Annotated in this window: 22 protein-coding genes; 11 read left to right on the plus strand and 11 right to left on the minus strand. The window is 61.0% G+C overall.

Annotated elements, in window-relative coordinates:
- Nucleotides 1-29 precede the first annotated feature (29 nt).
- Nucleotides 30-713 carry a hypothetical protein gene (locus ACO9S2_RS11835; protein WP_423722444.1) on the minus strand — a complete coding sequence of 228 codons (684 nt, stop codon included), beginning with the start codon at nucleotides 711-713 and terminating at the stop codon, nucleotides 30-32.
- Nucleotides 714-762: 49 nt separating this feature from the next.
- Nucleotides 763-1338 carry an MFS transporter gene (locus ACO9S2_RS11840; RefSeq protein WP_423722445.1) on the minus strand — a complete coding sequence of 192 codons (576 nt, stop codon included), beginning with the start codon at nucleotides 1336-1338 and terminating at the stop codon, nucleotides 763-765.
- 147 nt (nucleotides 1339-1485) lie between these two features.
- On the opposite strand from ACO9S2_RS11840, the gene ACO9S2_RS11845 reads away from it, so the two are divergent.
- Nucleotides 1486-2124 carry a DnaJ domain-containing protein gene (locus ACO9S2_RS11845; RefSeq protein ID WP_423722447.1) on the plus strand — a complete coding sequence of 213 codons (639 nt, stop codon included), beginning with the start codon at nucleotides 1486-1488 and terminating at the stop codon, nucleotides 2122-2124.
- Nucleotides 2125-2174: 50 nt separating this feature from the next.
- Here ACO9S2_RS11845 and ACO9S2_RS11850 read toward each other — a convergent pair whose 3' ends face one another.
- Genes ACO9S2_RS11850 through ACO9S2_RS11860 form a run of 3 tightly spaced genes read right to left on the minus strand, consistent with a single transcriptional unit; the run spans nucleotide 2175 to nucleotide 5126 of the window.
- Nucleotides 2175-3383 carry an amidohydrolase family protein gene (locus tag ACO9S2_RS11850; RefSeq protein ID WP_423722449.1) on the minus strand — a complete coding sequence of 403 codons (1209 nt, stop codon included), beginning with the start codon at nucleotides 3381-3383 and terminating at the stop codon, nucleotides 2175-2177.
- 4 nt (nucleotides 3384-3387) lie between these two features.
- The gene (locus tag ACO9S2_RS11855) at nucleotides 3388-3981 is read right to left on the minus strand and encodes a Tll0287-like domain-containing protein (RefSeq protein ID WP_423722451.1); all 594 of its coding nucleotides are present in this window, start codon (nucleotides 3979-3981) and stop codon (nucleotides 3388-3390) included.
- Between the two features lie 17 nt (nucleotides 3982-3998).
- Nucleotides 3999-5126 (minus strand): pyridoxal-phosphate-dependent aminotransferase family protein, encoded by a 1128-nt coding sequence (locus ACO9S2_RS11860; protein WP_423722506.1) that lies wholly within the window; start codon nucleotides 5124-5126, stop codon nucleotides 3999-4001.
- Between the two features lie 363 nt (nucleotides 5127-5489).
- Between ACO9S2_RS11860 and ACO9S2_RS11865 the strand changes: the two genes are divergently transcribed.
- Nucleotides 5490-6926, plus strand: a complete 1437-nt coding sequence (locus ACO9S2_RS11865; RefSeq protein ID WP_423722452.1) for a lysostaphin resistance A-like protein — start codon at nucleotides 5490-5492, stop codon at nucleotides 6924-6926.
- Between the two features lie 187 nt (nucleotides 6927-7113).
- On the opposite strand, the gene ACO9S2_RS11870 is transcribed toward ACO9S2_RS11865, so the two are convergent.
- Nucleotides 7114-7902, minus strand: coding sequence for a hypothetical protein (locus tag ACO9S2_RS11870; RefSeq protein WP_423722454.1), 789 nt, complete (start codon nucleotides 7900-7902; stop codon nucleotides 7114-7116).
- Nucleotides 7903-8057: 155 nt separating this feature from the next.
- Here ACO9S2_RS11870 and ACO9S2_RS11875 point away from each other — a divergent pair, with 155 nt between their 5' ends.
- Together ACO9S2_RS11875 and ACO9S2_RS11880 are read left to right on the plus strand one after the other, a co-directional pair.
- The gene (locus ACO9S2_RS11875) at nucleotides 8058-9515 is read left to right on the plus strand and encodes a hypothetical protein (RefSeq protein ID WP_423722455.1); all 1458 of its coding nucleotides are present in this window, start codon (nucleotides 8058-8060) and stop codon (nucleotides 9513-9515) included.
- 94 nt (nucleotides 9516-9609) lie between these two features.
- The gene (locus ACO9S2_RS11880; RefSeq protein ID WP_423722457.1) at nucleotides 9610-14211 is read left to right on the plus strand and encodes a DEAD/DEAH box helicase; all 4602 of its coding nucleotides are present in this window, start codon (nucleotides 9610-9612) and stop codon (nucleotides 14209-14211) included.
- Here the strand turns inward: ACO9S2_RS11880 and ACO9S2_RS11885 are convergent.
- The 4 genes from ACO9S2_RS11885 to ACO9S2_RS11900 all read right to left on the minus strand — a co-directional run bounded on the left by ACO9S2_RS11885 (nucleotide 14200) and on the right by ACO9S2_RS11900 (nucleotide 17954).
- Nucleotides 14200-15054 (minus strand): universal stress protein, encoded by an 855-nt coding sequence (locus ACO9S2_RS11885; RefSeq protein ID WP_423722459.1) that lies wholly within the window; start codon nucleotides 15052-15054, stop codon nucleotides 14200-14202. The two genes, ACO9S2_RS11880 and ACO9S2_RS11885, sit on opposite strands and share 12 nt — an antisense overlap.
- Nucleotides 15051-15494 carry a DUF3015 family protein gene (locus ACO9S2_RS11890; RefSeq protein ID WP_423722461.1) on the minus strand — a complete coding sequence of 148 codons (444 nt, stop codon included), beginning with the start codon at nucleotides 15492-15494 and terminating at the stop codon, nucleotides 15051-15053. The genes ACO9S2_RS11885 and ACO9S2_RS11890 overlap by 4 nt, the downstream gene beginning before the upstream one ends.
- Nucleotides 15495-15732: 238 nt before the next feature.
- Entirely contained in the window at nucleotides 15733-17070 is a 1338-nt protein-coding gene (locus ACO9S2_RS11895; RefSeq protein WP_423722463.1) for a DUF2330 domain-containing protein, read from the minus strand.
- On the minus strand, nucleotides 17067-17954 hold the full coding sequence (locus ACO9S2_RS11900; RefSeq protein WP_423722464.1) for an RnfABCDGE type electron transport complex subunit D: 888 nt from the start codon (nucleotides 17952-17954) through the stop codon (nucleotides 17067-17069). Before ACO9S2_RS11900 ends, ACO9S2_RS11895 begins: the two co-directional genes overlap by 4 nt.
- Nucleotides 17955-18147: 193 nt before the next feature.
- Here ACO9S2_RS11900 and ACO9S2_RS11905 point away from each other — a divergent pair, with 193 nt between their 5' ends.
- The 7 genes from ACO9S2_RS11905 (at nucleotide 18148) to ACO9S2_RS11935 (ending at nucleotide 22831) form a co-directional block, all read left to right on the plus strand.
- Nucleotides 18148-18618, plus strand: coding sequence for a DUF1348 family protein (locus ACO9S2_RS11905; RefSeq protein WP_423722466.1), 471 nt, complete (start codon nucleotides 18148-18150; stop codon nucleotides 18616-18618).
- Between the two features lie 284 nt (nucleotides 18619-18902).
- Nucleotides 18903-19313 carry a DUF1398 domain-containing protein gene (locus tag ACO9S2_RS11910; RefSeq protein WP_423722467.1) on the plus strand — a complete coding sequence of 137 codons (411 nt, stop codon included), beginning with the start codon at nucleotides 18903-18905 and terminating at the stop codon, nucleotides 19311-19313.
- Between the two features lie 382 nt (nucleotides 19314-19695).
- On the plus strand, nucleotides 19696-20514 hold the full coding sequence (locus tag ACO9S2_RS11915; protein ID WP_423722469.1) for a S1 family peptidase: 819 nt from the start codon (nucleotides 19696-19698) through the stop codon (nucleotides 20512-20514).
- 79 nt (nucleotides 20515-20593) lie between these two features.
- Nucleotides 20594-20902 (plus strand): DUF1272 domain-containing protein, encoded by a 309-nt coding sequence (locus ACO9S2_RS11920; protein WP_423722470.1) that lies wholly within the window; start codon nucleotides 20594-20596, stop codon nucleotides 20900-20902.
- A 147-nt stretch (nucleotides 20903-21049) separates the two neighbouring features.
- Complete coding sequence (locus tag ACO9S2_RS11925) at nucleotides 21050-21487, plus strand: CPCC family cysteine-rich protein (RefSeq protein ID WP_423722472.1); 438 nt, start codon at nucleotides 21050-21052, stop codon at nucleotides 21485-21487.
- Between the two features lie 59 nt (nucleotides 21488-21546).
- Nucleotides 21547-21885 (plus strand): YnfA family protein, encoded by a 339-nt coding sequence (locus tag ACO9S2_RS11930; protein ID WP_423722473.1) that lies wholly within the window; start codon nucleotides 21547-21549, stop codon nucleotides 21883-21885.
- Nucleotides 21886-22012: 127 nt separating this feature from the next.
- Nucleotides 22013-22831 (plus strand): sterol desaturase family protein, encoded by an 819-nt coding sequence (locus ACO9S2_RS11935; protein WP_423722475.1) that lies wholly within the window; start codon nucleotides 22013-22015, stop codon nucleotides 22829-22831.
- A gap of 182 nt (nucleotides 22832-23013) precedes the next feature.
- Here ACO9S2_RS11935 and ACO9S2_RS11940 read toward each other — a convergent pair.
- A partial coding sequence (locus ACO9S2_RS11940; protein ID WP_423722477.1) for a carboxypeptidase-like regulatory domain-containing protein occupies nucleotides 23014-23483 on the minus strand: 470 nt, incomplete at its 5' end.

A 23483-nucleotide genomic window follows, 5' to 3' on the forward strand; every position in this document is an offset into this window, starting at 1 on the left:
GGGCGAGGCACGCGGAGCCGAGCGCGTTGTCATGAGTTCGAGTTGGTGATGGACAACGACACTTCGTTTGGTAGCAGAAGGGTCACGTTCGCCTGGTTCTTGGCGTCCGGCTGAATGAGCGCAAAGAGCGGGACCGGTTGCGGGACGGTGCCCGGCGGCATGGTCAGCAGGGCCGGGAAATCAAACAGCGGGGAGATCGTCGCCAGGCTGGCCAATCTCAACCGGAATGCCATCAAGATATCGCGAAGCCGTCCCGCCTGCTCCTCCTCGGACAACGATTCTGTGGTCACGATGCCGATTTCCCACAACGGTTTGGTGATGGTCACGGGAAACGTCAGACCGAGTTGTTGCGCGGTGGGCGTGACGTCGATCAAAAGCCCGGCCTGAATGGCCTTCTGGAAGTCCTTGATCGTAGGAACGCCTGGTCCCACGCCGGAGTCGTCCGCTGTGTCCTTCCGCGTATCAGGTGTATCGATCGCAGCCTCGTTTCCGGCGGGGGATGCAGCAGATAACGACGCAACCTCACTTGTGTCCACCGGCTCAACGTCGGGCAATGACGGCAACTCCGATTTGGGTAAGGCCTTCGTAACGCCGTCGTAAACCACGCGGGCAGAGGCAGACCACGAAGAATTGAAAGGACGTCCCTCGAATGCCGCATCTGCGGCCTTCTTCTCGTCGTGCGTCAGTGCTTTGGGAAGAGTATTGTCGGCCATATCAAACAGATAACCAGGTCATGGACAAGGTCAAGCGGGTGTCGGCAGGCTATTCCGGCAGCGGTTTTCCCCTCGTCTCGGGCGCGAACAGCAAGACGACCAGCCCCGCCAGATAGATCAATGCCACGGTGCTCGCGGCCCGTCCAAACGAACCGAGCGCGGTGACGAGCCGGCCGGTGAGGAAGAGTGAGGCCGAGGCCAGGACGCGTCCGGCGTTGAAGCAAAAGCCGGAACCTGTCGCGCGCAGTCTGGTCGGGTAGAGTTCGGGGAGATAAATCGGAAACCCGCCGAAGATCCCGTTCTTGAAAAAACCCAGCAGCGGTAGAAGCATCAGCACACGGGCGTAGGTCGCCGGGGTCAGGTAGGTCACCGGCAGCATGATCAGGCTGCCGAGGAACATGAACGCAAAGACAGCGCGGCGGCCGAAGCGATCAGCCAGGGGGCCGAATCCCAGATAGCCGAACAGCGCCCCGCCGGCCGGGCGCAGGAGATCGTGCAGCGCCGGGTGCAGGACGATGGCGTAAATCGTGGCGTCCATCGCATCGAAGACCCATCCCGGCCAGGCGATGAACAAGCCCAGCCATTGATAGCGGGTGACGCCGTGATGCCAGGGGGTTGTTGCCATAGTGAGAGGGTCCTTACCGCCCGGATCGGGCGAGAGGCCAGGGCAAGGGGAGGGGAGAGGCCTCGCGCCGTTGTGTCGCAAGGCTAAGGATGTTATCCGGAGGAGTCAAGGTGAAGCCCGGAGAAGCCTCGTGCTATAGTTTCGCGCATGGCTCGCATGGACTTTTACCGGGTGCTCGGCGTCTCGCGGGAGGCGTCCGACGATGACATCAAGAAGGCCTACCGGAAGCTGGTCTTTCAGCATCACCCGGACCGTAATCCCGACAGCAAAGACGCGGAGGCGAAGATCCGCGAGATCAACGCCGCCTACGAAATCGTGGGCGACGCGGAGAAGCGTCGCAGCTACGACCGTCTCTATTGGGGTGACGAGCCGCGTGCCGATGTGGTGGACCCGTCCGTCATCCTCCATGACATGGAGCAGAAGCTCTTCGATGAGGGACGGAAAGAGCTGTTTGCCGTCCTGGTAAAAAATGTCGCCCGGGTGAAGGCGGAGCTGGCGCTCTTGCGTGAACGGACCGTGGCGGATCAGGGGTATGACTCATTCCGGGAGGATCTCGTCGCCGCGCGGGCGGCCGAGGTCATGGACGACTTTCTCACGGATGAGATGGAAGGGCGCAAGGGGCGATTGGTCGAGGTGGCCGCCGAGATGATGGTGTCGCAAGGCGTCGTGAAGAAGAGCGACGAAGGCGGGTTCCGGTCGGTGCGCGGGGCACTCGAAGAGAGTTTCCGCAAAGGCCGCATCCACGGCTACGCGTCGGCGCTGGAGCTGTTTTATGAGAGACGGTGAGGATGGGGAGGCTCAGACTGAGGTTAAGGCCATGAAGGGGGAACTCAACCTCAACCTTCTGCAAGCGGACCCGCGACGAACTTTCCTGCCTGCATGACGCCCATAATCTTGCTGCGGTTCCGGAGCACGTCGATCCGTTTGAGCGGGTTCCCGTCGAGCACCACCAGATCTGCCTGCTTCCCCTTGGTGAGCGTCCCTACCGTCTCGTGAACGCCGATGAGACGCGCGGCGGCTGCCGTCGAGGCAAGGATCGCTTCCATCGGGCTCATGCCGAAGGCCACCATCCGTTCGAGTTCCTGCGCGTTGTCTCCGTGATAGTTAAAGGGCGTGCCTGCGTCGGTCCCCATGGCGATCAAGAGTCCGCTCTGGTGGGCTTTCTTGAAACTTGCTTGATGGCGTTTGGTCATGGCTTTGGCTTTGTCGAGCGCGCTGACGGGGATGCCGCAGCCCGGCCGTCCTGCCGCAGTGGTGGAGAGGGCGGAGAGCGTCGGCACCATATAGACGCCATGTTGCTTCATCAACTCGCCGGCTTCATCGTCGAGCAACGTGGCGTGTTCGATGGAATGCACGCCCGCGCGAATGGCGTTCTTCATGCCGGATGCCCCGTGGGCATGGGCCGCGACTTTCCTCTGAGCCTGCCTGGCTGTTTCAACGGCTGCGGTGAGTTCTTCCACCGTCATCTGCGCTTGATCCGGTGAAGTTCCGGGAGTCAGGACGCCGCCAGAGGCAATCACTTTAATGACTTCGGCACCGGCGCTCAGTTGTGCCTCGACGGCGCGGCGGACATTGTCCGGTCCCTCCACTTCCCGGCCGATGAAACGCGCATGGCCGCCGATCATGCAAATGGCAAGGCCGGCGCCCACGATGCGGGGCCCCGGCAAGATCCCCGCGTCGATCGCTTGCTTGAGGACAAAAATCGAATGGTCGCGCGAGCCGACATCGCGGATCGTGGTCACGCCTGCTTCGAGCGTCTGTCTGGCATGGCGGGCCGACTTGAGCAGGGTGAGCGAGGGAGAATCGGATTCCACCGCCGCGACAACGTCCGGTTCCGCTCCCAGGGAGAGGTGGACATGGCAGTCCATCAGCCCCGGAATTACGGTGAGTCCCCGGCCGTTGATCCGGGTCACGCCGCGCGGGATAGTCATGGTGCGGCTGAGGCCGGCGGCGACGATCCTGGCGCCGCGAATCAGGAGGGTGGCGCGTTCGTAGACATGACCGGTGCCGTCGATGAGGCGGATGTGCTGCAGCGCGAGAGCCATGGGACTATTCTCCGACGGGGAAGGTGATGACGATCCCGCCCATCACGTCGTTCAATTTGAAATCGCGGCGGGGACTGTTGGGATGTTTATTATGACAATCGACGCAGGCCTGGGATGAGGCGCGGTCGGCATAGACGGCCTGGAAGTAGCGGACCCCGTCTTTGGTGAGAAAGCCGTAGTGGGGGCTGTCTGGTTGCTTCTCGACCGCGGCGAGCCCGAGCCGTTCCAGATCGCTGTTGGCCCCGTTCCACACGTAAATGGGGGTCAAGCTGGCCAGGCGGAAGGAAAATTTCAAATTCTTGAGTGCGACGAGCCGGCCGGATTCCATCAGATACTGCGCCGGGAGCGGGACGCCGCGTTCGTCCCGCCAGTGTTCGTGGGCGTCGATGCCTTCCTTCTGCAGTTTTACCACGACATTGTCCGTGTAGTTATTCCGATTGGCTTCGAGCAGCGCCTGAATAAACGCCGCGACCTTTTCCGGCGGGACCATGTCGGACTTCTTTGAGTCAGCCATCGTCAGTTTGAAGACCCAAAAGAAGATGACGCTCATGAATGCAAAGGTGACGGCACCTAACACAACTAAAAGAGGACGATTCATGGCCTACATTCCTTCCGCTACACTCCCCGGCTATATACTCGCGTAGCAGCTTGCAGCGCGTGCCCTGGCGCGGAGAGCCGGCCGGACCGGATAAAAAGTTCTTCGACCGCATTCAAGAACGTCAACACGTTCGCTTCCGTGCAGGATTCCCCCATCAGCCCCACTCGCCAGACTGTCCCTTTCAAGGGGCCGAGTCCTCCGCCGATTTCAATGCCGAAGGTCTGGAGCAGTTGTTGGCGTACCGCGGCCTCGTCGATGTGGGAGGGCACCGTGACGCAGGTCAGCATCGGCAGGCGGTGCTCGTCCGGAGGCAGCGGGGTCAGGCCGAGTTCCGTCAACCCGGCGACGAGCGCGGCGCTGTGCAATCGGTGCCGTGCAAAGCGGGCGGGCAGGCCTTCTTCCTCGATCAGACACAAGGCCTCATGCAGCGCATAGAGCATCGAGACGGGCGCAGTGTGATGGTAGGCGCGTGTGCCCTCGGCCCAGTAGTCCGCGATCAGCGACAGATCGAGATACCAGCTCTGGCAGGGCGTTCGCCGGCGCGAGATCATATCCATGGCCCGCGCGCTGACGGTGAGCGGCGCCAAACCGGGCGGGCAACTGAGACATTTTTGGGTTCCGCTGTAACAGATATCGATCCCCCATTGGTCGACTTCCACCGGTACTCCGCCGAGGGAGGTCACGGCATCGACGATCAGCAGGGTGTCATGATCCCGGCACAACCGGCCGACCGCTTCGATCGGCTGCCAGGCTCCGGTAGAGGTTTCTGCGTGGACCAGCGCGACCGCCTTGATCGGTCCCGTTCGCCGCAGGGCGGCCTCAATCATGTCCGGCGGAATGATCTGCCCCCAGGGGGCTTCGACGCGGACGGCCTTGCCCCCGCAACGTTCGATAACCGTCGCGAGCCGGGTGCCGAAGACGCCATTCACGCCGACGATGACCACATCGCCCGGCTCGACCACATTCACGATCGCGGCTTCCATGCCGGCCGATCCGGTTCCGGACAGCGCGATGGTGAAACGATTCGAGGTCGAAAACAGGTGCCGCAGCCGCGCCTGAATGTCGTTCATGATCGCCAGAAATGCCGGGTCGAGATGGCCGATCAGCGGGGTCGCCAGCGCCTGCAGCACGCGCGGGTGGACCATACTGGGGCCCGGGCCGAGGAGCAGGCGCTTCGGAGGATGGAGTTCCCTGATCACGCGGCGGTCTCCGTCACGTGCCGTTGGGAGAGTTCACGCATGCCGGGAACGTCGTCCTGCGCGGTTCGTTCTGTTATCTTCATCGGTATGCCGTAATCGGTCATTGGTCCTTGGATCTCAGCGAGTTGCAGCGGCACAGTATAGCCAACTCCGGGCGGATAGGCCATGTGATATTCGGGTGTGCAAGCGTGGCCAGTAACCAATTCGGGGGATAGGTCGTGGCTCAGGGGCAATGGTATAGTCGCGCCCATGGAATGTGAGCCACGACAGGGTGATCCGCCGTCTCCATATTATGGGACGGCCGAACCAGTGAACTCCTCACCGTGTGACGGCCCCGCCCGTCCGCAATTCTCTTCGTTCGTCAGCGTGCTGTCCGCGCTGATGTTGATGGTCACGCTCGGGGCCATCCTCTGGTCCTCCTCGAATAGCCCGAAGCTAGACCGTTTCGAGGATCCCGATCAGGCGCTCGATCTGATGGTCAGCCGGACAATGGAAGCCCAGGACGGACTTGAGTTGGCGCCGGACCTGCAGCAATGGATGACCGCCTGGACGTCCGGCGGTAATCAGGCGGAGCGGGAGCAAGCCATCCAATGGTATCGGGAACTGGTGGCGACCACGGGCAGGCCACAGTCCCATCTTCGGCTGGCGATTCTGCAAGGCGAGTCCGGGCGCCATGGAGAGGCGGTGGCAACCGCCCGGACATGGAAGGCCGGGAGCGAACCGTTCCCCCTCTATGCCCGGTTCATTGAAGGGGCCTATGGCGACGGCCCTCTCTCGAAAGAGAACGAAATGGCCCTGCAGGCGGAGCTGGCCGAAGCCCTGCCCGCCGGGTGGTTCTACAACCATCTGGCCGCCGCGCTGGCCGAGCGGGCGGGTGACGCGCCGTTGGGCGCCACGGTGGCGCGGCAGATTCAGGAGCGCGGGGAACGGATTCAGCAGCGCGCGCAAATATTGACCGGCGTGGAGCTGCTCTGTTTGATCATCGGCTCCGTGCTGCTGCTCGGGATCGTGCGGTTGAAGGGGCAGCGGACGGATGTGTTGCGACTGCATCACCCGGGTGTGCCTCCCCCCTGGCCAGGCGGGACCGGCGCGGCCGTGCTCCTGCGGGGCATGGCGCTGGGGGCCCTTGTGTCGCTGGCGTTCTTCTCCTTTGCTCCGGCCGAAAATGTCTCGCTGCGCGCATTGGCCATTCCGATGGCCAACCTTCCGCTCCTGGCGATGGCCTATGCCTATTTGCTCAAGCCGGCGGGATTGAACTTTTGGAACGGTTTTGGCCTGCAGATCCCACGAGGGCAGGTTGCCCGTCTTGCAGGGATCGTCCTGGCAGTCGTGGCGGCGGGGCTCTGGGGCGAATGGGCGATGGGCCGGGTGGCCGAGTCGCTCAACCTGACGAATCACTGGACGGAATGGTTCGATCCCGATCTGGTGTGGGCCTCCGGTTCGGTGCTGACCATCAGCTTGCTGGAATATATCGTCTTTGCCCCGATCTTCGAAGAACTCGCCTTTCGCGGCTTGCTCTATGCGAGCTTGCGGCGGCGACTGACGCCGCTGCCCGCGGCGATGATCAGCGCCGGTATTTTTGCCTTCGCTCACGGCTACGGGGTGATCGGCTTTCTCAGCGTCTTCTGGAGCGGGCTGCTCTGGGCCTGGATCTATGAGCGGACTGGCAGCGTGCTTCCCGGCATGATCGCGCACGCCGCCAATAACCTCTTGGTCTGTCTCAGCGTGATGGCGCTGCTTCGCTAACAGGCTCGTGAAAACGGCCCCCAACTTCCTTCTCGACTCGAAACGGTCCTCAACGTACCCCGTCCGGGAAAGAGCTGCCCCCCGGAGTTCGGGGATGGGTGGGTGAGAACTGTTACGCCTCCGGTCCGTTCTCGCCTGCGGCCTCGTTGGATGACCGTTTTGACAAGCCTGCTACTTTGCTGCTCGTTTATGGATTGTGGATCTTGGTGAGTTCTGCCTGGAGATCTTGGTGGCGAATTTCGTAGCCGAGAGTGTGAGTGAGCTTTCCGGTTGAAATACGTTTTCCCGGTTCGCAGTCGGCGATTGAGGTCGAAGGCATGATTCCCCAGCGCTGTTGCGCGAATTCGCAGATCTCCTTCCACGTTTTCGGTGTCCCATCGCTCACGTTGTAGACCTCTCCGGATGTTCCGCGCTCCAGCGCGGTCAGGCAGATCGAGGCGAGATCCTCGACGTGAATCAGGTTCACATATTTGCGTGAAGGGCCGACACGGCCCTTTCTGATCCAGTCGAGCGGATTGCGGCCAGGGCCGTAAATGCCGGCCACGAGGAGCACGACGGCGCCGAGCTCCTTCCTAAGATACTCTTCTCCCTGCACGCGCGGTTTGCTGAGATCGATCGGAGCCGCTTCGTCAATCCAGGGAGGAGGGTAATCCCGAGATTCGCCGATGTCATACGCCGACGTGCTGCCGAGCACGACGAGGCGGGGGGGGGAGGTGTTCAATCGCTCACCGAATTGCCGCACAAGGTCCGGCGGCACAGCGGGAAAGCACCAGAGGATATCCGCAGAGTCGGGGAGGCTCGTCCACGTGTCAGGTTGTGCGAGATCGAAACGGAGGCGCTGCTCCGGCAATAGGTGGGCGAGATGCTTCTCCGGCTCGCGGCTGGTGGCCAACACCTTGCGGTATTGCCGTGCAGCCAGCGGGAAGAGAAATCGCGCGGTATAGCCCGAGCCCAGGATGATGAGCGTTTCCCGCACAGGGGATGGTCCTCCGTCTGACGTTGCGACAGTGTGCCAGTGATGGTTGAGGAGAGTCCATTCAAATTCCTCTGTTTTGTTGGCGAATTGTTTCCATGGTGATATACATCGAATGAGGTCTCCTAATGCGGAGCCTGAACTAAAAGGGAATCCCTATGAACATACGAATGCTATCATGGCTCGCGTTGTCGATGCTGCTGCTCCTGGCCGGATGCTCGGACAGTGGGAGCGACGGGAGCGGGATTACACTCGGAGGCGGGTTAGGCGCCGTGGTCTACCTGGCTGATCAAGATACCCTTGGGGTCTTCGAATTGTACGACGTCGCTTCTGGCACCAAGCTGAATCCTGCCCTTACACCGCCCAAGACCATTCGCAGCTTTGCGCTGACTCAGGACGGAAGCGCCGTCGTCTACATTGCCGACCAGGATACTCCTGGAACCTTCGAGCTCTATCGCGTGAGTCTTGCAGCTCCGGGAATAAGCGATAAATTGAGCGGGGTGCTGGCGCCGGGCGGAAATGTGATGGAGTTCGCTGTGACTCCGGATAGCAGCGCGGTCGTATATCGCGCTGATCAAACGTTCGACGAGGTGTTTGAGCTGTACCGGACGGTGTTTGCCGGATTAAGCAGAACCAAGCTCAATCCTGATTACCTGGGTAGCCCTGCAAAGGATATCGACGCATTTGTCATCATGCCGAATGGCAGTGGCGTGGTCTATCGGGCCGATCAGGATACGGATGGCGTCAGTGAGCTGTATCGGGTGTCGTTTGCTAACGCCCCGATCAGCACGAGGCTCATCTCCCCTGCGATGGTTGCGACAGAAAACGTCGGGGCTTTTGCCGTCACTCCGGACAGCTCGAAGGTCGTGTTTATTGCGAATCTGAACTCTGTGACCGTTGACGAGCTGTTTTTCGTGCTGTCCGGAGGCGGTGCAACTACCCGGTTGAACGATGTGCTGGTACCGAACGGGAACGTGGACAGTTTTGCGATCACACCTGATAGCCTGGCAGTCGTCTATCGTGCCGATCAGGACGAGGACGAGATGTTTGAATTGTACCGGAAAGTGATTGCAGGGGGGCTACCAGACAAACTCAACCTGGCCTTTGGTACGAACAGTGGCAAAGATGTCAGGTCCTTCGCGGTCCTTCCCGATAGCAGCGGCGTGGTCTATATTGCGGATCAAACAGCCAACGAGGTTTTTGAGCTGTACCGGACTCGGTTCGGAGGCGGGAATGCGAGGTTGAATCCAGCGTTTGTGGGGGCTGCTCAAGAAGTCTTCGACTTTGTCATTACGCCCGATAGTTCAGCGGTGGTCTATCGGGCCGACCAGGATGTCAATGGAGTGAATGAGCTCTATCGGGTGTTGCTTGCCAATCCGGGGTCGAGTACCAGGATCAATCCCGCCCTTGACATCGGGGAAAACGTGGCGGCCCCCGGCACCGCGACCTCCTATGCCGTGTCGCCCGATAGTTCGGCGGTGGTCTATCGCGCCAATCAGGATAATGTGAATATCGTGGAGCTGTTCCGGACCCGCTTCGTGTCCATGGGCTTGTCCGTCAAGTTGAATAGTCCGCTCGTGGTCGGAGAGGATGTCGCAGGTTTTGCCCTGCGATAGTTCTCACTCCCGGCGGGCGGTTTGGATCGGGACTCGCACCTGGGCCCGGGACAAGGTCCTTGACTCGACAGGGGCGGCATCCTAGCATCACAGGATGCCGCTCACATCATTCCATCCCCTCATTGCCGACTGGTTCCGGTTGCAGGTCGGTGAGCCGACCGACGTCCAGGTTCAGGCCTGGCCTGCCATTCAATCCGGCGCGGATGCGCTGATTGCCGCGCCGACCGGATCGGGGAAAACGCTCGCGGCGTTTCTGTCCTGCATCGATAGCCTGTTCAAGCAGGCCCTGGCCCGCGAACTCGGCGACCACACGCAGGTGCTGTACGTCTCACCGCTGAAGGCGTTGAGCAACGACATCCAGAAGAATCTTCAGAAGCCGTTGGCGGAGATCGGCCAGGCCGCCATGCAGGCCGGGCTGCTCATGCCCGAGCTGCGCGTGCTGGTCCGGACCGGGGATACGCCCATGGCTGATCGGCAGCAGATGCTCAAGCGGCCGCCGCACATTCTGGTGACGACGCCGGAGTCGCTCTTTATTCTCATCACCGCCGACAAAAGCCGCCGCATGCTGCAGACCGTGCGGACGGTGATTGTGGACGAAATCCATGCGCTGGCGCCCAATAAGCGGGGGGCGCATGTGGCGCTCTCGCTGGAGCGGCTCGAAGCGCTCACGCTGACCAAGCCGCAGCGCATCGGGCTCTCGGCGACGCAACGGCCGATTGAGCTTGTCGCAGAGTTTCTCGTCGGGAATCGCAACGCGCCGGTCGCCAATGGTCACTCTTCAAACTACGAAGATTCAGCACTCAGCACTCAGGACTCAACGCTTTCCGGTGGCCATCAGCCATCAGCCACCAGCTCTAAGCCTCCCCGCGCGTCACTCGTCACCCGTCACGCATCACAGGTTCACTGCACCATTATTGATGTCGGCCACCGCCGCGAACTTGATCTGGCCGTGGAGGTGCCGAAAGACGAACTGAGCGCGATCGCCACGAATACGGTCTGGTCCGATGTGTATGACCGTGTGGCCGAATTGGTCCGGCAGCATCGCTCGACGCTGGTGTTTGTGAACACGCGCCGGTTGGTTGAGCGCGTGTCTCACTATCTCGAAGAACGCCTCCAAGATTTGGGGCCCGATGTGGTCGCCGCGCATCACGGCAGCCTCTCGCGGCAGATTCGGCTCCATGCGGAAGAGCGGCTCAAGACCGGCCAGACCCGCGTCGTCATTGCCACCGCGTCTCTGGAACTGGGCATCGACGTCGGGACGGTCGATCTGGTCTGTCAGATCGGCTCCCCGAGGGCCATCGCCACGGCATTGCAGCGGATCGGTCGCGCGGGCCACTGGATCAAGGCCGTTCCGAAAGGCCGCCTCTTTGCCATGACGCGGGACGAGCTGCTGGAATGCGCCGCCCTCGTTCGCGCCATCCGGGCGGGAACCTTGGATCGCATCGAGGTGCCGATCGCTCCGCTTGATATTCTGTCGCAACAGATCGTGGCGGCTGCGGCGAGCCAGGCATGGACGGAGGACGAGTTATTCTACCTTTGTCGGCGGGCCTATCCATACCGGGATCTGACGCGTGAAGAATTCGATCAGGTGGTGCGGATGTTGTCTGACGGCATTGCGACGCAGCGGGGCCGAGGCCTTGCCTATCTCTATCATGACCGGATCAATCGCCGGATCAAGGGGCGGCGCGGGGCCCGGCTCGCGGCGATTACCTCCGGCGGGGCGATCCCCGACACAGCGAACTATGCGGTGGTGGCGGAACCGGACGGCACGGTCGTGGGGTCGGTGGACGAGGATTTTGCGGTGGAAAGCCTGGCCGGCGACATCATGCTGCTCGGCAACACCTCGTGGCGGATCAAGCGGGTGGAGGCGGGGAAAGTGCGCGTGGAAGATGCGCAGGGGGCGCCGCCGAATATTCCCTTCTGGCGAGGCGAAGCGCCGTCCCGGACGGCCGAACTCTCAGCCGAGGTGGCTTCTCTGCGGCAAGAGATTGCGCAGCGGGCTAGTGGTGCCAGGGAAGAGGCACGAGGCGGAGAGAATGTTCCTGCCCGGACCCTCGGCCCTCGCCTCTCGCCCATAGCCTGGCTTTGCCACGAATGCGCGCTCGATCAGCGTGGCGCGCAACAAGCCATCGAATATGTGCTGGCCGGCAAGTCGATTCTGGGGACCGTGCCGACGCAACAGACGATCATCGCCGAGCGGTTTTTCGACGAAAGCGGCGGGATGCAGCTGGTGATCCACGCGCCGTTCGGCGGGCGGATCAACCGGGCCTGGGGGCTCGCCCTTCGGAAACGCTTCTGCGTCACCTTCGATTTCGAGCTGCAAGCGGCGGCGACGGATAACGGACTGGTCATCTCGCTGGGCGAGAAGCACAGCTTTCCGCTGGAGTCGGTCTTCGGGTACCTCCATTCGAATTCTGTGCGGGACGTGCTGATCCAGGCCGTCCTGCTCGCCCCGATGTTTGCGACGCGCTGGCGATGGAATGTCTCGCGGGCGCTCGCGCTGCTGCGATTTTCGAACGGGAAAAAGGTTCCGCCGCAGATTCAGCGCATGAAAGCCGAGGATCTGCTGGCCGCTGTCTTTCCTGACGCCATTGCCTGCCAGGAAAATCTGACTGGAGAGCGGGCGGCGCGGCAGATTCCCGATCATCCCCTGGTCAAGGAGACCTTGCGAGATTGCCTGACAGAGGCGATGGATCTGGAGGGGCTCACGCATGTGTTGCAAGGCATCGAGTCCGGCCGCATCCAATGCGTGGCGGTCGACACGCCGACGCCCTCGCTCTTCTCGCACGAGATCCTGAACGCGAATCCCTATGCCTTTCTCGACGATGCGCCGCTGGAAGAACGGCGGGCGCGCGCAGTGGAGATGCGGCGGACGCTGCCGCCGGAATTGCTCGGCCAGGTCGGCGGGCTCGATCCCGAGGCCATCGAAGAAGTAGAGCGGGAATCCTGGCCGGTGGTGCGGGATGCCGATGAGTTGCATGATGCCCTGCTTACCCTGGTGTGGCTGCCCGATGATCGGATGCGGCAATGGGCGATGTTCCTCCCGGTGTTGATCGAATCCGGGCGCGCGGTTGATTTGACGGCAAGAAGCGAGGGGCGAGAGGCGAGGGGATGGGTCGCGACGGAGCGGCGGACTGAGGTTGAGGCTGCACTGGCGATGCAGGACGACGCGACGTTCGACGCGATTGTTCTGGGCTGGATGGAAAGCATCGGGCCGACGACGGTCTCGGAACTGGCCGCCAAGCTGTCCCTTCCCTTCGACGCGGTAAACAGGGCCATGATACGGCTCGAAACGCAGGGCCAAGTCCTCCGCGGCCGATTCCGACCTGTCAGCCAGGCGAGAGACGAGAGGCCTGAGGCTGGAGGGAAGAAGGAAGAGTCTTCCCCCTTGCCGCTTGCCCCTGGCCTCTTGCCTGAAGCGGACTCGTCCGCTCCCGAATGGTGCCACCGCCGCCTGCTCGCGCGCATTCACCGGCTCACGCTAGGCCGCCTGCGCAAGGAGATTGAGCCGGTGACGGCGGCCGACTTCATGTCGTTCCTGTTGCGATGGCAGCATACCGCGCCGGGAGCGCGGATGCACGGGGAGGCCGGTCTCGCCGAGGTCATCGCGCAGTTGGCGGGATTCGAGGCGGCGGCCTCGGCCTGGGAGCCACAGCTCCTGCGCAGCCGGCTCGCGAAGTTCGAGCCGGAGCTGTTGGACCGGCTCTGTTTAAGCGGGGCCATCAGTTGGGGCCGGTTGTCTCCTCATCCGCGGTTGATGCCATCGGGTGATGGGGCGCGGGCACGGCGGATCATTCCCAGCAGCGTGGCTCCGATTGCGCTCTTCCCGCGCGAAGAGGGTGAGTGGTTGATGGAGGCGGTGCGTGATCGGGCTGCGTCCGATGGCCCGGATCCGTACGCGCATGTGAGCGCCGTGGGACAGGATCTGCTTCGCGCCTTGCGCGAACGAGGCGCCAGCTTCTTCGCCGATCTGGTGCGGCTGACTGGCCACCTTCCGACGGAAGTGGAAGAGGGATTGTGGGAACTCGTGGCTGCTGGCCTCGTGACGGCCGACGGGTTTGATAATCTGCGGGCTTTGATGGATCCGCATCGGCGTCGTGCGGAGGGGCGAGCGCGGCAGCGCCGTCCACGCCATGCAGCCGGGCGGTGGTCGCTGCTCCGCAGCCCGGAGGGACGAGGTCCGGGGCACGAGGCTAGAGGAGCATCGCATGCCAACCCCTGGCCCCTTGCCTCTCGCCCCTCGCCTGTCAACCCGTCTCCCGTCACCGACCAGGTTGCCCGTCAGTTGCTGCGGCGCTATGGTGTCGTGTTTCGCGATCTGCTGGCGCGGGAGACGCTGGCGCAGTCGTGGCGCGATCTGTTGGTGGCGTACCGGAAGATGGAGCTCAAGGGAGAGGTGCGCGGAGGGCGTTTCGTGACGGGTTTCGTGGGGGAACAGTTTGCGTTGCCGGAAGCCCTCGAGTCGCTGCGGGCGTTGCGCAAGAGCGGGTTCGGACTCCCGCAGGAGATCAAGCTGTCCGCGGTGGACCCCCTGAATCTTGCCGGCCTTATCCTGCCGGGGCCGAGAATTCCCGCGGTACCGACGAACTTCCTGATCATCAAAGAGGGACGCATTGTCCGCACGGTGATGGGAAAGCAGGAAGAGGATCGCCGGGACGATGAGGCCGGGGCCGTGCGCGATGCGTTAGACCGGTAGGGCCAGGAGGGGGCACCGTGCGCCCCGCAAGACGCGCTCGGTCACGCTGCCGCGCATCATGTCCAGCAGCGACTGCTGCTTGGCTGTCGTCATCACGATCAGGTCAACGTCGAAGTCCGCGCCCATCCCGAGGATCACCTCGACGACATTTCCACGGCAGGTCATCGTGTGCCAGAGCCATCCTGTCCGGCTGGGATAGCGGATGGATTGGAGCGTCTCGTCATCTCCGACGTGAACGACCACGACGGTGAGGTTGTCGCATCCTAAGGCGGTCGCCAGTTGGGCGGTGGTATCGATCGCCAGTTGAGGCTGAGAGTCGGCGCTGACCGGGACGAGCACGCGGCGCAGTTTCGGCTGTCCCGATTCCTTCACCACAAATCCCTCCACGTTGGCCGGGACGAAGAGCGTGGCGGTCTGGCTTTCGCGGGCCACCGGTTCGGCGACGGGGGAATGCTGCCAGCGCGCGAGCCCTTCATACTGATTGGTCGACATCACCAGCAAGTCGGCCGGGTGTGTGCTGAGGTACCGGAGAATGCCTTCGGTCGGGTTCTTCGCCGCGGTTCTGGTTTTCTTGATCGTGATCCCCAGGTCCCGAACTTGCTCACGCCGGCTCCCTTTCGGGAGCATGCCCCATTGCTCGAGGATCGGACGGACTTTGGGAAAATCTTCGAAATGTGCACGAGAGACATCGGCATCTACGTGCATGACGGACAATTCTCCCCCTGTCGCGAGCGCGAGTTTGATGGCATGGACCAGGCCGGTATGGCTGTCCTCGGTGAAATCCGAGGGGTGGATGATCCGGCCGTACGGGAGCGTCATTGCAGGGTTAACGGGTGTGGTCATGGTCGGTCCGGGTGGAGGGCGGCCGTTTTCTGACGATAGGGTTGTGCGGTGTCTTGAAGCAGGGACAGCCGGGCGGCGGGGTTGTCCAGTGACGTCTCCTGTGTCAGGGCGTAGCGGGTTTGCACGGCGGCGCCATAGGCGGGGTGCTCATGAGCGGGCACGCCCAGCAGGGTGCCGAGGGACCGCAGGTATTCCCCTTCTCCCTTCGCCATATCCTGTTCTAAGTTCGTCTGGTTCAGGGTGACAAAGGCGATAGCTTTGTGTTCCGGGTTGAGCAGACCATCCTCATTCCACCAGGCATGACCCGATGTGGTACCCGTGATGTTCGATGTGGTATCGGTGGTTTGCTTGACGGTCGCTTTGATGGAACAGCCGGTCGCCGCAACGGCGATTGCCAGACCGGCGGGCACGAGGATTGTGGAGGCTAATCGACCGCGCATGGGAGTCTCCTTTGGTTAGGGGATGTCTCATGGCCTGGTTACCGGCTCACTATACCATAGCTCCGCTTAAGTTTAGCCAGGGGAACCGATAGAGTGCATAAGCGGCACGTCGCTGGCGGCTTTCGTCAACAGCCTGTTAGGGCAACAGCGTCAGCCCCATGGCGAGTGTGAAGCAAGGCACGGCGAGGCTTGGCCTTCCCGGGCCTCGCCGTGGTCATTTCAGTCAAGGTGATTACGGTCAGTTGGCCCACAGGCGTTGATACCACTTTTTCTCCTCGGCGACCGGCGCTGAGGCGATATTCATCGTCTTGCGGATCTCCCCGATATTCCAGCCGGTCAGGTTGGCCAGCGTCTGGGCTTCCCGCTCGTAGCGGTCCCGCAGTTGCTGCCGATAGGCGGCCGCAGCGGGGCAGTCATCCTGGCCCGTCCAGGGGTGGCGGAGAATATAGCGGGCCTGGAAGTTTCCCCGATCCGACGTCTCCTGGAACATCAGATCTTCGGGAAAACGGGCGGCATCGTAGCGCACGTGCAGGCGGGTCAGAAAGACGTTCTGCGCCTGGCCCTTGCCTGTCCGTCCGTTCTGATCCTGCCAGAAGACGCCCAGGCCGCGCAGTTCCTCGGCGGAGAGGGGATTGGTCGCACAGGGATCGCACCAGTTCATGTCCCAGGCATATTCCAGAAACACGCCGCGCTCGTTCCCCCGTTTCACCTGCTGCGTGAAGAGGTCGCGGTAGAAGTCGCCGAATTTGTCTTTCACGTAGAGGGGGATCTCCTGCGCTTCCGGCAGGCGCACGGTGCGGTAGTTCGTCGTTTCGACGCGGCCCTGTTTCGTCAGGAAGTAGATGAAGAGTTCCTGTGCCCCGTCCGCATTCACCGTGCCGAGCCGGATCGGCAACATGAATTTCGGCGACTCGAAGGCAATCTGCAGCGGGCGCAGGTGCGTGCCCCCCAGCCTGCTCTGTTCCTCCAGGTTCACCTTGGCGACGAAGAACTTCATGCCCTGTTTCAAGTAGCTGAGGAGCACGGGGGAAGCCCCCGAAGGAATCCGGTAGCCATTCTCCGTCAGCCACATTTCCAGCCCGGCGCTTTCTTTGGCCGAGAGGATCAGGATGTCGTACTCGCCGACGAGGTATTGCGCCTCGATCGTCACGCCCAAGGCGCGGTCGCGCTCGCGGGCCGGTGCCGAGGCGGGCGCCATGCTTTTCAAGGCGCCCATCCTGTCCTCCATCATCTCGTATCTCCGGCAGGGATTTTCATCGAAGTATTCGACCAGGCGGGGCGCGGAGTAATCGGCCAGATGTTTCAAGACAGCCGGCTCGCCGACATGGATCTGGTCCTTCTCCAGGATCGTCGGCACAGGCACGACCATCGCGAACTCCTTCACGTCGCCTTTGAAGTCGTTGGCCATCGTGATGACGGTCTTCTTGTCGTGCCGGGCGATGGCCACCTCCGATGCCTTATTGAAGAGCTTCGTGTCGGCCTTGCCGACGTAGAAGCCGCAAAAGGCGTGGGCCGACCCGCTCCAGGCGAATAGGCCGATGAGGAGTGCGAGTGTGGGAAGGACGAGACGTCTCATGAGAACCTCCTTGGTTGTGAAAGTGATAGGCGACAGGTTGCAGTGCACAGGGTAGGAGCAGGCAATGAACCGCTCGATGGCTCAGTCCATTGATAACGGATGCCGTGAAACAGATGGTCGAGGATTGGCACCAGTGGTGAACAAACAATGAGGCCCCAGAGCGGGCCGTTGGGACGGAACAGGCCGAACTGGACGTAGAGTGCAACCAGCGAGGTGAGTAAGGCAAAGACGATCCGGCCTGCTCGCGAGTCCGGTGTCGTCTTCGGGTCCGAGATCATGAAGAAGGCAAAGATGAGCAGCGCGCCGCTTTCGATCTGATGCAGCGGGATCGTGAGCGGATCGCCAAGCCAGAGCGCCCGTGCGAAAAGGAGTCCGATATAGAATGCGAGAAACGTAAGCGTCACATCCGCCCGCGCCGCGCGCGTGATGACGAGCGAACCCAGGCAGGCGACCAGAAACCCGAACCAGGCGACCTGCCCCCATTGTCCCGGCGAGATCCAACCGACTCCGCTCCCGATCATGACGACCAGGGCCAGGTTGGTCGGATTGAAGACGTGCTTGTCCTTCCAGCGGATGACGAACTTGCTACCGATGGCGATGAATGAAGCTAATGCTGCTACAGCGACGTCATCGGTCCGTAGCAGCAGGCAGAGGGACAGAGCGGAAATCAGCGGGCTGCGGGGATCAAAAGAGGGCAGGTGGTGGAACCGCGTCCCCGCATACTGCGTCAGCAGTGCCGTCCCAATCGTGATGGCGAGTTGTAGCACGGACACATCGAAGTGTAGCGAAAGCAAGCCATACAGGAGCAGTGTGCCAAGGCTGGCTATTTGGTAGAGGCGGGGATCGAGGGCAGCAATCTGTGTCTTGAGTCGATCTAGTCTCATCAGGCACCTCGTGAGTCGGTGGACATGCGGTCTTACCCACGTAATGGCGCCAGGAGGAGAATCCTTTCAGGGGGAATGTAATGAGCCGGGAGTCGTGGTTAGTCCAGGGGGGAGCGTTGACAAGTGATCGGCCGCGCGTAAGAATCACCCGCCAGGTTACAGAGTTTCACGAAGCGATTGCAGGAGCAACCACATGGAAGCACCAAGACCCCCGCTGCCGCCATTCGATGCGAAGACCGCCGCCCAGAAAGTCCGTATGGCCGAAGACGCCTGGAACACCCGTGATCCCCAGCGGGTCGCACTGGCCTATACCCCGGACAGTGTCTGGCGTAACCGCGCGGAATTCTTTGCCGGGCGCGAAGCCATCGTGCAGTTCCTGACCCGCAAATGGAACAGAGAGTTGGACTATCGCCTCATCAAGGAACTGTGGGCGTTTCATGAAAACCGGATTGCCGTCCGGTTCGCCTACGAATGGCATGACGATGCCGGTAATTGGTTCCGGGCGTATGGCAACGAAAACTGGGAATTCGACGAGCAGGGCTACATGCGGTGTCGCATTGCCAGCATCAACGACCTGCCGATCAAGGAGGCGGACCGCAAGTATCACTGGCCGCTGGGGCGCCGCCCGGATGAGCATCCGGGGCTTTCTGAGCTTGGCCTTTAAGGTCGCGGGTGACGACGGAGTATTCGAGCGGTGAGAATCGTCAGCATCCTCGTCGGTGGGGTAGCAGAGTTTGTCGCCGGATATTTCATCGGAGCCTTTGCAGGTTGCGACTGGCTCTCCCCCTCCAGCAATCTGTGCGGCTCTATGGAGTGTTTCTCACCGGACCGGTCAGGTTAGTTTGTGGATCCGTCGGTGTGTGGGCGATGACCAGACCGACAAGCCAGTGAGCCGAGGAACGGATATCGTCAAACCTGAATGATTGGCTCCTTGTCAAAGGGATCACCATGGACTCGAACCTAGTTTTAGAATCTGCCCAAACCTCCCTTTCCGGCTCGCTCCCTTTACCGCGGATCGTCCAGAATCTTCTTAGCGCCGGAGTGGAGTATTACCACGTCGACTATGTGTCCCTACGCTTCACGTTTTATGGCGCGAATGGCGACGCAATCGTCGCACCGATTCCCCTCGAAGGCTTATCACCCGTCTCCTGTGATTTTGATGCAGCAGACTTACGACGGGCCATTCACGATAGTCAGGTCAATGGACAAAAGTTCCATGAGTTCTCGCGACGTGCCATGCAAGCCGGAGTACAGGGCTATTTTGCATTTCTTCGCGGCAAGCGTGTGACCTATCTGGGCAGACAGGGCGATCAGCACACGGAGTGGTTTCCGGAAGTTCAGAAGGAGACAGGTGTCTGAAGCCGAATACAAGAACAAAGGGGCCTGACCCACTGCTGTCCAAGACAGGATATAACCCGCGCTTTCTCGCCTCCAACTCGTTGAAACTTTAGGCGCCACACTCTGACTGTGAATCGAGGTCCCTTGGGCGCGCAGATGTTGTCCAAAACCCTGAGGAGTTGCCGCATAGGGCAGCGCTGGCGAGAAGGGCGTGAATTCATGGCTTCCAGAGCCCTTTGGGGTCTCCATCAATCCCATAGGGACCAGGCGTTGTGGTTAGATGCTGTTCAAGATCCAATTCTCGGAGAAGTTATTATGGACAAGAGTGGGCCTGACCCCTTAAATTTCTCCCGGAAACCGTCTTGCTTAGTATCTTCGTCAGTATGTTGCCCTGGGGGGTATCGTGAAATATTCTCTACTTCTTATAGTGTTTCTTACTACAAGCGCATTGGGTCTGAGTGAATATAGTGGAGTACAGGCGATGACTCTGGATGATCTCTCGGTCACGGTTGCTTACCTCAAAGAAGGCAAGCAAATTGGTACAGGGTTCTTTGTTGCTGCAGAATCGCCAGGCTTGGGCATTGCCGAGCAGCCGTACCTGGTGACTGCAGCCCACGTAGCTCGCTTCCTGACGGGTAATTCGACTGTTACGGTACGGGCCGCAAAGGACATTCCAGTTTCGATCTTACTGAAAGAGCTACTTTCCGATGGCGGGAAGTTGGCCTGGCAGGTTCATAGTGAGTCTGATGTGGCGGTTCTCAGACTGAAGCTTGATAGCAAGACCCTTCCGCTAATGCAAGGTCGCTTTCTGAGTGTTGCTTTGCTCGCACCAGAGGAGGGTGCGCCACAACGAGAGCGACCAGTAACGGTAATGGGATTTCCTTTGGCGCTCGGTACGGCCGGCCGCTTCTCACCGATTACAAGTGAAGCGAAGCCAGCAAGTGGTTTGCTTCGACTATTCAGTCCCGACATTAAGAAAGAAGCTACGTTCTTCGTCCTCGACAAACCAAGCATTGGTGGGTTCAGTGGTGGACCTGTTTTTCAAATGCCCGAGCCATTCGCTTCCAGTGGAGGTCTTGTGTTCCCGGATAAGTCGGCGCCGACTACTGTGGTTGGTCTTGTTCATGGCACTATTAGCGATGATACTGGAGGGAAACTTGCCGCGGTTGTCCCTTCCAAGTTTATTCGAGACACCATCCTGCAGGCTGAGCGAGCTGAATAAGATGTCCAGACCAATTGAGCTAAAAAGGCTCCAGGAACCCTTGATTACCCTCTATCGGTAGGTCCACATGGGGAGTGCCATGCTCGAACTCAGACCGACGTGCGAGCACTGCAACAAGCCGCTGCCGCCTGAGTCGCTTGAGGCGCGCATCTGTTCTTATGAATGCACTTTTTGCGTAGCTTGTGTCGAATCTGTGCTTGGTAATGTTTGTCCCAACTGCGGCGGCGGGTTCGCTTCGCGACCGATCAGGCCTTCGACGAATTGGAAGGGCGACAACTTCCTGGGGAAAGACCCGGCTAGTACGACGGTTAAGCACCGACCGGTGGACCCGGCGGCGCATGAGCGGTTCTCGGGCAAGATCAAGACGATTTCTCCGGAGAAACGATAGAAACTAGAAGCGGGCTCCGGGAGCCGGTACTTGGTCAGAGTCTGAGAAAGATGAAAATGTACCGGGAGTCTTTCCCGGATTCATCGTGCCTGCAACGATCTGCTCCCGGGCAGCCACAGCCTACATTCAAGAACTGTCGGAACCGCGATGCATGACTGGTTTGAGTGGTACGTGCAGCAGGCTGAAAAGCAGAAGTCGTGGGCCATGTATCGCGACCGGTACAACTGTCCCTGTTGCTTTATGCCCACGTTGCAGGCGTGGGCGGCGTATGACGCCTGCGAAATCTGTGACTGGGAGGACGACGGGCAGGATTCCGACGATGCCGACGTGGTGCGCGGCGGTCCGAACGGCGACTATTCATTGCGGGAGGCGCGAGAGAATTTTAAGCAGCATTTCACCATGTATCGCCCGGCCGATACGCACGCTTTTATCTACGAGCAGATGGACCGGCGGAGCAAGGAGCAGCTCTGCCGGAATTTCTCCATCGCCATCTTGTGCGATTCGGATGAGCATTGGCGCACGGCGTTATCTGTTGAGCGGGAATTGCTTGCGCAGCGGGGGCGTCAGGACGGAGCCTGGCAGTAGCGCCCGGTTGCTGGTCTGGTCATGTTCTTCACCGGGTCTTTGCAAAGGACAATCTGCCGATGTTGGAACTGAAAACCGTCTTGCTGTTTGTGGCCACGGCGGTCGCTGAGATTGTCGGGTGCTATCTTCCCTATTTGTGGCTGAAGAAGGATGCTCCGGTCTGGGTGCTGCTTCCCGCTGCGGCGAGTCTGGCCGTGTTTGCCTGGCTGCTCACGCTGCATCCGCTCGCCGCCGGGCGTGTCTATGCTGCCTATGGCGGGGTCTATGTGTCGGTCGCCATCGTCTGGCTCTGGCTCGTCGACGGGGTGCGTCCCTCCCTATGGGATTGGTTCGGCGTCGCGGTCTGTCTCTTCGGCATGGCGATTATTATGTTTGCGCCACGCCACGTTTCACCGTAACGGAGGAAATCAGGGGTTCCAGGAACCCTTGATCGGTCGGGGGCGCTTGCTGCCTGCCTGAATCCATTCAATAGACATTGTCTCTTACGCTGTGCAGGGGGCTCAGATCGTCGAGGAGGGAAAAGACGTGGCGTCTCAAGATCTGATCAGGGTCGGGTCATACCTATCAGTGCTCGTCATCATGGCGACGTGGGAACTCATCGCGCCGCGCCGAAAGCTGACAGCCTCGAAGCTCTGCCGGTGGGGAGGCAATCTGACGATTGTGGTCTTGAATACGGTGATCGCCCGGTTATTGTTTGCGGGCGGCGTTGTGGCGACGGCAGTGATGGCGCAGGAGCGGGGCTGGGGGCTCTTGAACTGGGTCGACTGGCAGGGCTGGCTCGAAATGGGCCTGGCGGTGGTGGCGCTCGATCTGGTCATCTACTGCCAGCATCAGGTGTTCCATCTGGTTCCGATCCTCTGGCGGTTTCACATGATGCATCACTCCGACCTGGATCTGGATGTGTCCAGCGGGGTGCGGTTTCATCCGGTAGAGATGGTCATTTCGCTGCTGGTGAAGAGTGCGGCGGTGATGGCCCTGGGCGTGGCTCCCCTGGCGGTGGTCGCGTTTGAGATCGTGCTCAATGCCACGGCCCTGTTCAACCACAGCAATGTGAAGATGCCTTTGGGGCTCGACCGTGTGCTCCGCTGGTTTATTGTCACGCCGGACATGCATCGTATCCACCATTCGGTGGACCCCCGCGAGACCAACAGCAACTATGGATTTAATGTGCCCTGGTGGGACCGGCTCTTCGGGACCTATTGTGCGGAACCGGCCTTAGGGCAATTGGGGATGAAGATCGGCCTTGAACATCTTGGCCCCCCGGTCTGCTTGAATCTGTTCATGATGCTGCGGTTCCCCTTCGTCGCCGCGCTTGGTCGCTACGCCGGACGGACTCAATCCTAAGCCCAACGTGGAGTGTCGGCGGTTGGCGGGAGGCAATGGCCGCCGGACTTGTGGCGCCTTGAGGCTTGGTCTGTGGCGGAAAACATGGGGCGATAAACAATGAGGCCGCCGGTTAAACCGGCGGCCTCAGCGCGAGGGACACTCTCGTTCAGGCTCAATGACCTGGCATTGAGCGAGCCGGTCTAGTTATGCCCGGCCGGGTGATCCTGCTTCTCAACCAACGGATCGATTTCTTTCTGCACTTCCTCGGTCACATTGTAGCGAACGTAGGCATGATCCAGCACTTCGTTGGCGTAGAGCCGCCCCGTCGGCGCCGGGACCGCGATGTTCGCTTCCACGGTCCCCTTCGGGCCGATAGTGACGGTTTGCTCGGTCGCGGTGCGGACATAGGGATGCCAGACGACCAGCTTGTAGGTGCCGGGCGGCACATCAGTGATGGTGAACCGGCCCTGCTCGTCCGTCTTGGCGTAGTACGGATTGGTAACGGCCACGCCCCAGCTCTCCATGTAGGCGTGGAAGCCGCATTGCATGACGAAAATCCGCCGGTTCTTGCTGAGATTGACCAACTGCTTCATCGGCGGACCGGCCATGTGTTTGTGGTACATCCCGGCCTCGGTGCGATCCTTGAAGTTGCGCGGATGCTGCGGGTTCA

The sequence above is a fragment of the Nitrospira sp. NS4 genome (assembly GCF_049546785.1).
Classification (GTDB): domain Bacteria; phylum Nitrospirota; class Nitrospiria; order Nitrospirales; family Nitrospiraceae; genus Nitrospira_D.

Bases quoted from the DNA above. Each gene is read 5' to 3' on its own strand.
- ACO9S2_RS11835 (WP_423722444.1), bottom strand. From the start codon at position 713: ATGGCCGACAATACTCTTCCCAAAGCACTGACGCACGACGAGAAGAAG.
- ACO9S2_RS11840 (WP_423722445.1), bottom strand. From the start codon at position 1,338: ATGGCAACAACCCCCTGGCATCACGGCGTCACCCGCTATCAATGGCTG.
- ACO9S2_RS11845 (WP_423722447.1), top strand. From the start codon at position 1,486: ATGGCTCGCATGGACTTTTACCGGGTGCTCGGCGTCTCGCGGGAGGCG.
- ACO9S2_RS11850 (WP_423722449.1), bottom strand. From the start codon at position 3,383: ATGGCTCTCGCGCTGCAGCACATCCGCCTCATCGACGGCACCGGTCAT.
- ACO9S2_RS11855 (WP_423722451.1), bottom strand. From the start codon at position 3,981: ATGAATCGTCCTCTTTTAGTTGTGTTAGGTGCCGTCACCTTTGCATTC.
- ACO9S2_RS11860 (WP_423722506.1), bottom strand. From the start codon at position 5,126: ATGGTCCACCCGCGCGTGCTGCAGGCGCTGGCGACCCCGCTGATCGGC.
- ACO9S2_RS11875 (WP_423722455.1), top strand. From the start codon at position 8,058: ATGAACATACGAATGCTATCATGGCTCGCGTTGTCGATGCTGCTGCTC.
- ACO9S2_RS11880 (WP_423722457.1), top strand. From the start codon at position 9,610: ATGCCGCTCACATCATTCCATCCCCTCATTGCCGACTGGTTCCGGTTG.
- ACO9S2_RS11885 (WP_423722459.1), bottom strand. From the start codon at position 15,054: ATGACCACACCCGTTAACCCTGCAATGACGCTCCCGTACGGCCGGATC.
- ACO9S2_RS11890 (WP_423722461.1), bottom strand. From the start codon at position 15,494: ATGCGCGGTCGATTAGCCTCCACAATCCTCGTGCCCGCCGGTCTGGCA.
- ACO9S2_RS11895 (WP_423722463.1), bottom strand. From the start codon at position 17,070: ATGAGACGTCTCGTCCTTCCCACACTCGCACTCCTCATCGGCCTATTC.
- ACO9S2_RS11900 (WP_423722464.1), bottom strand. From the start codon at position 17,954: ATGAGACTAGATCGACTCAAGACACAGATTGCTGCCCTCGATCCCCGC.
- ACO9S2_RS11905 (WP_423722466.1), top strand. From the start codon at position 18,148: ATGGAAGCACCAAGACCCCCGCTGCCGCCATTCGATGCGAAGACCGCC.
- ACO9S2_RS11910 (WP_423722467.1), top strand. From the start codon at position 18,903: ATGGACTCGAACCTAGTTTTAGAATCTGCCCAAACCTCCCTTTCCGGC.
- ACO9S2_RS11920 (WP_423722470.1), top strand. From the start codon at position 20,594: ATGCTCGAACTCAGACCGACGTGCGAGCACTGCAACAAGCCGCTGCCG.
- ACO9S2_RS11925 (WP_423722472.1), top strand. From the start codon at position 21,050: ATGCATGACTGGTTTGAGTGGTACGTGCAGCAGGCTGAAAAGCAGAAG.
- ACO9S2_RS11930 (WP_423722473.1), top strand. From the start codon at position 21,547: ATGTTGGAACTGAAAACCGTCTTGCTGTTTGTGGCCACGGCGGTCGCT.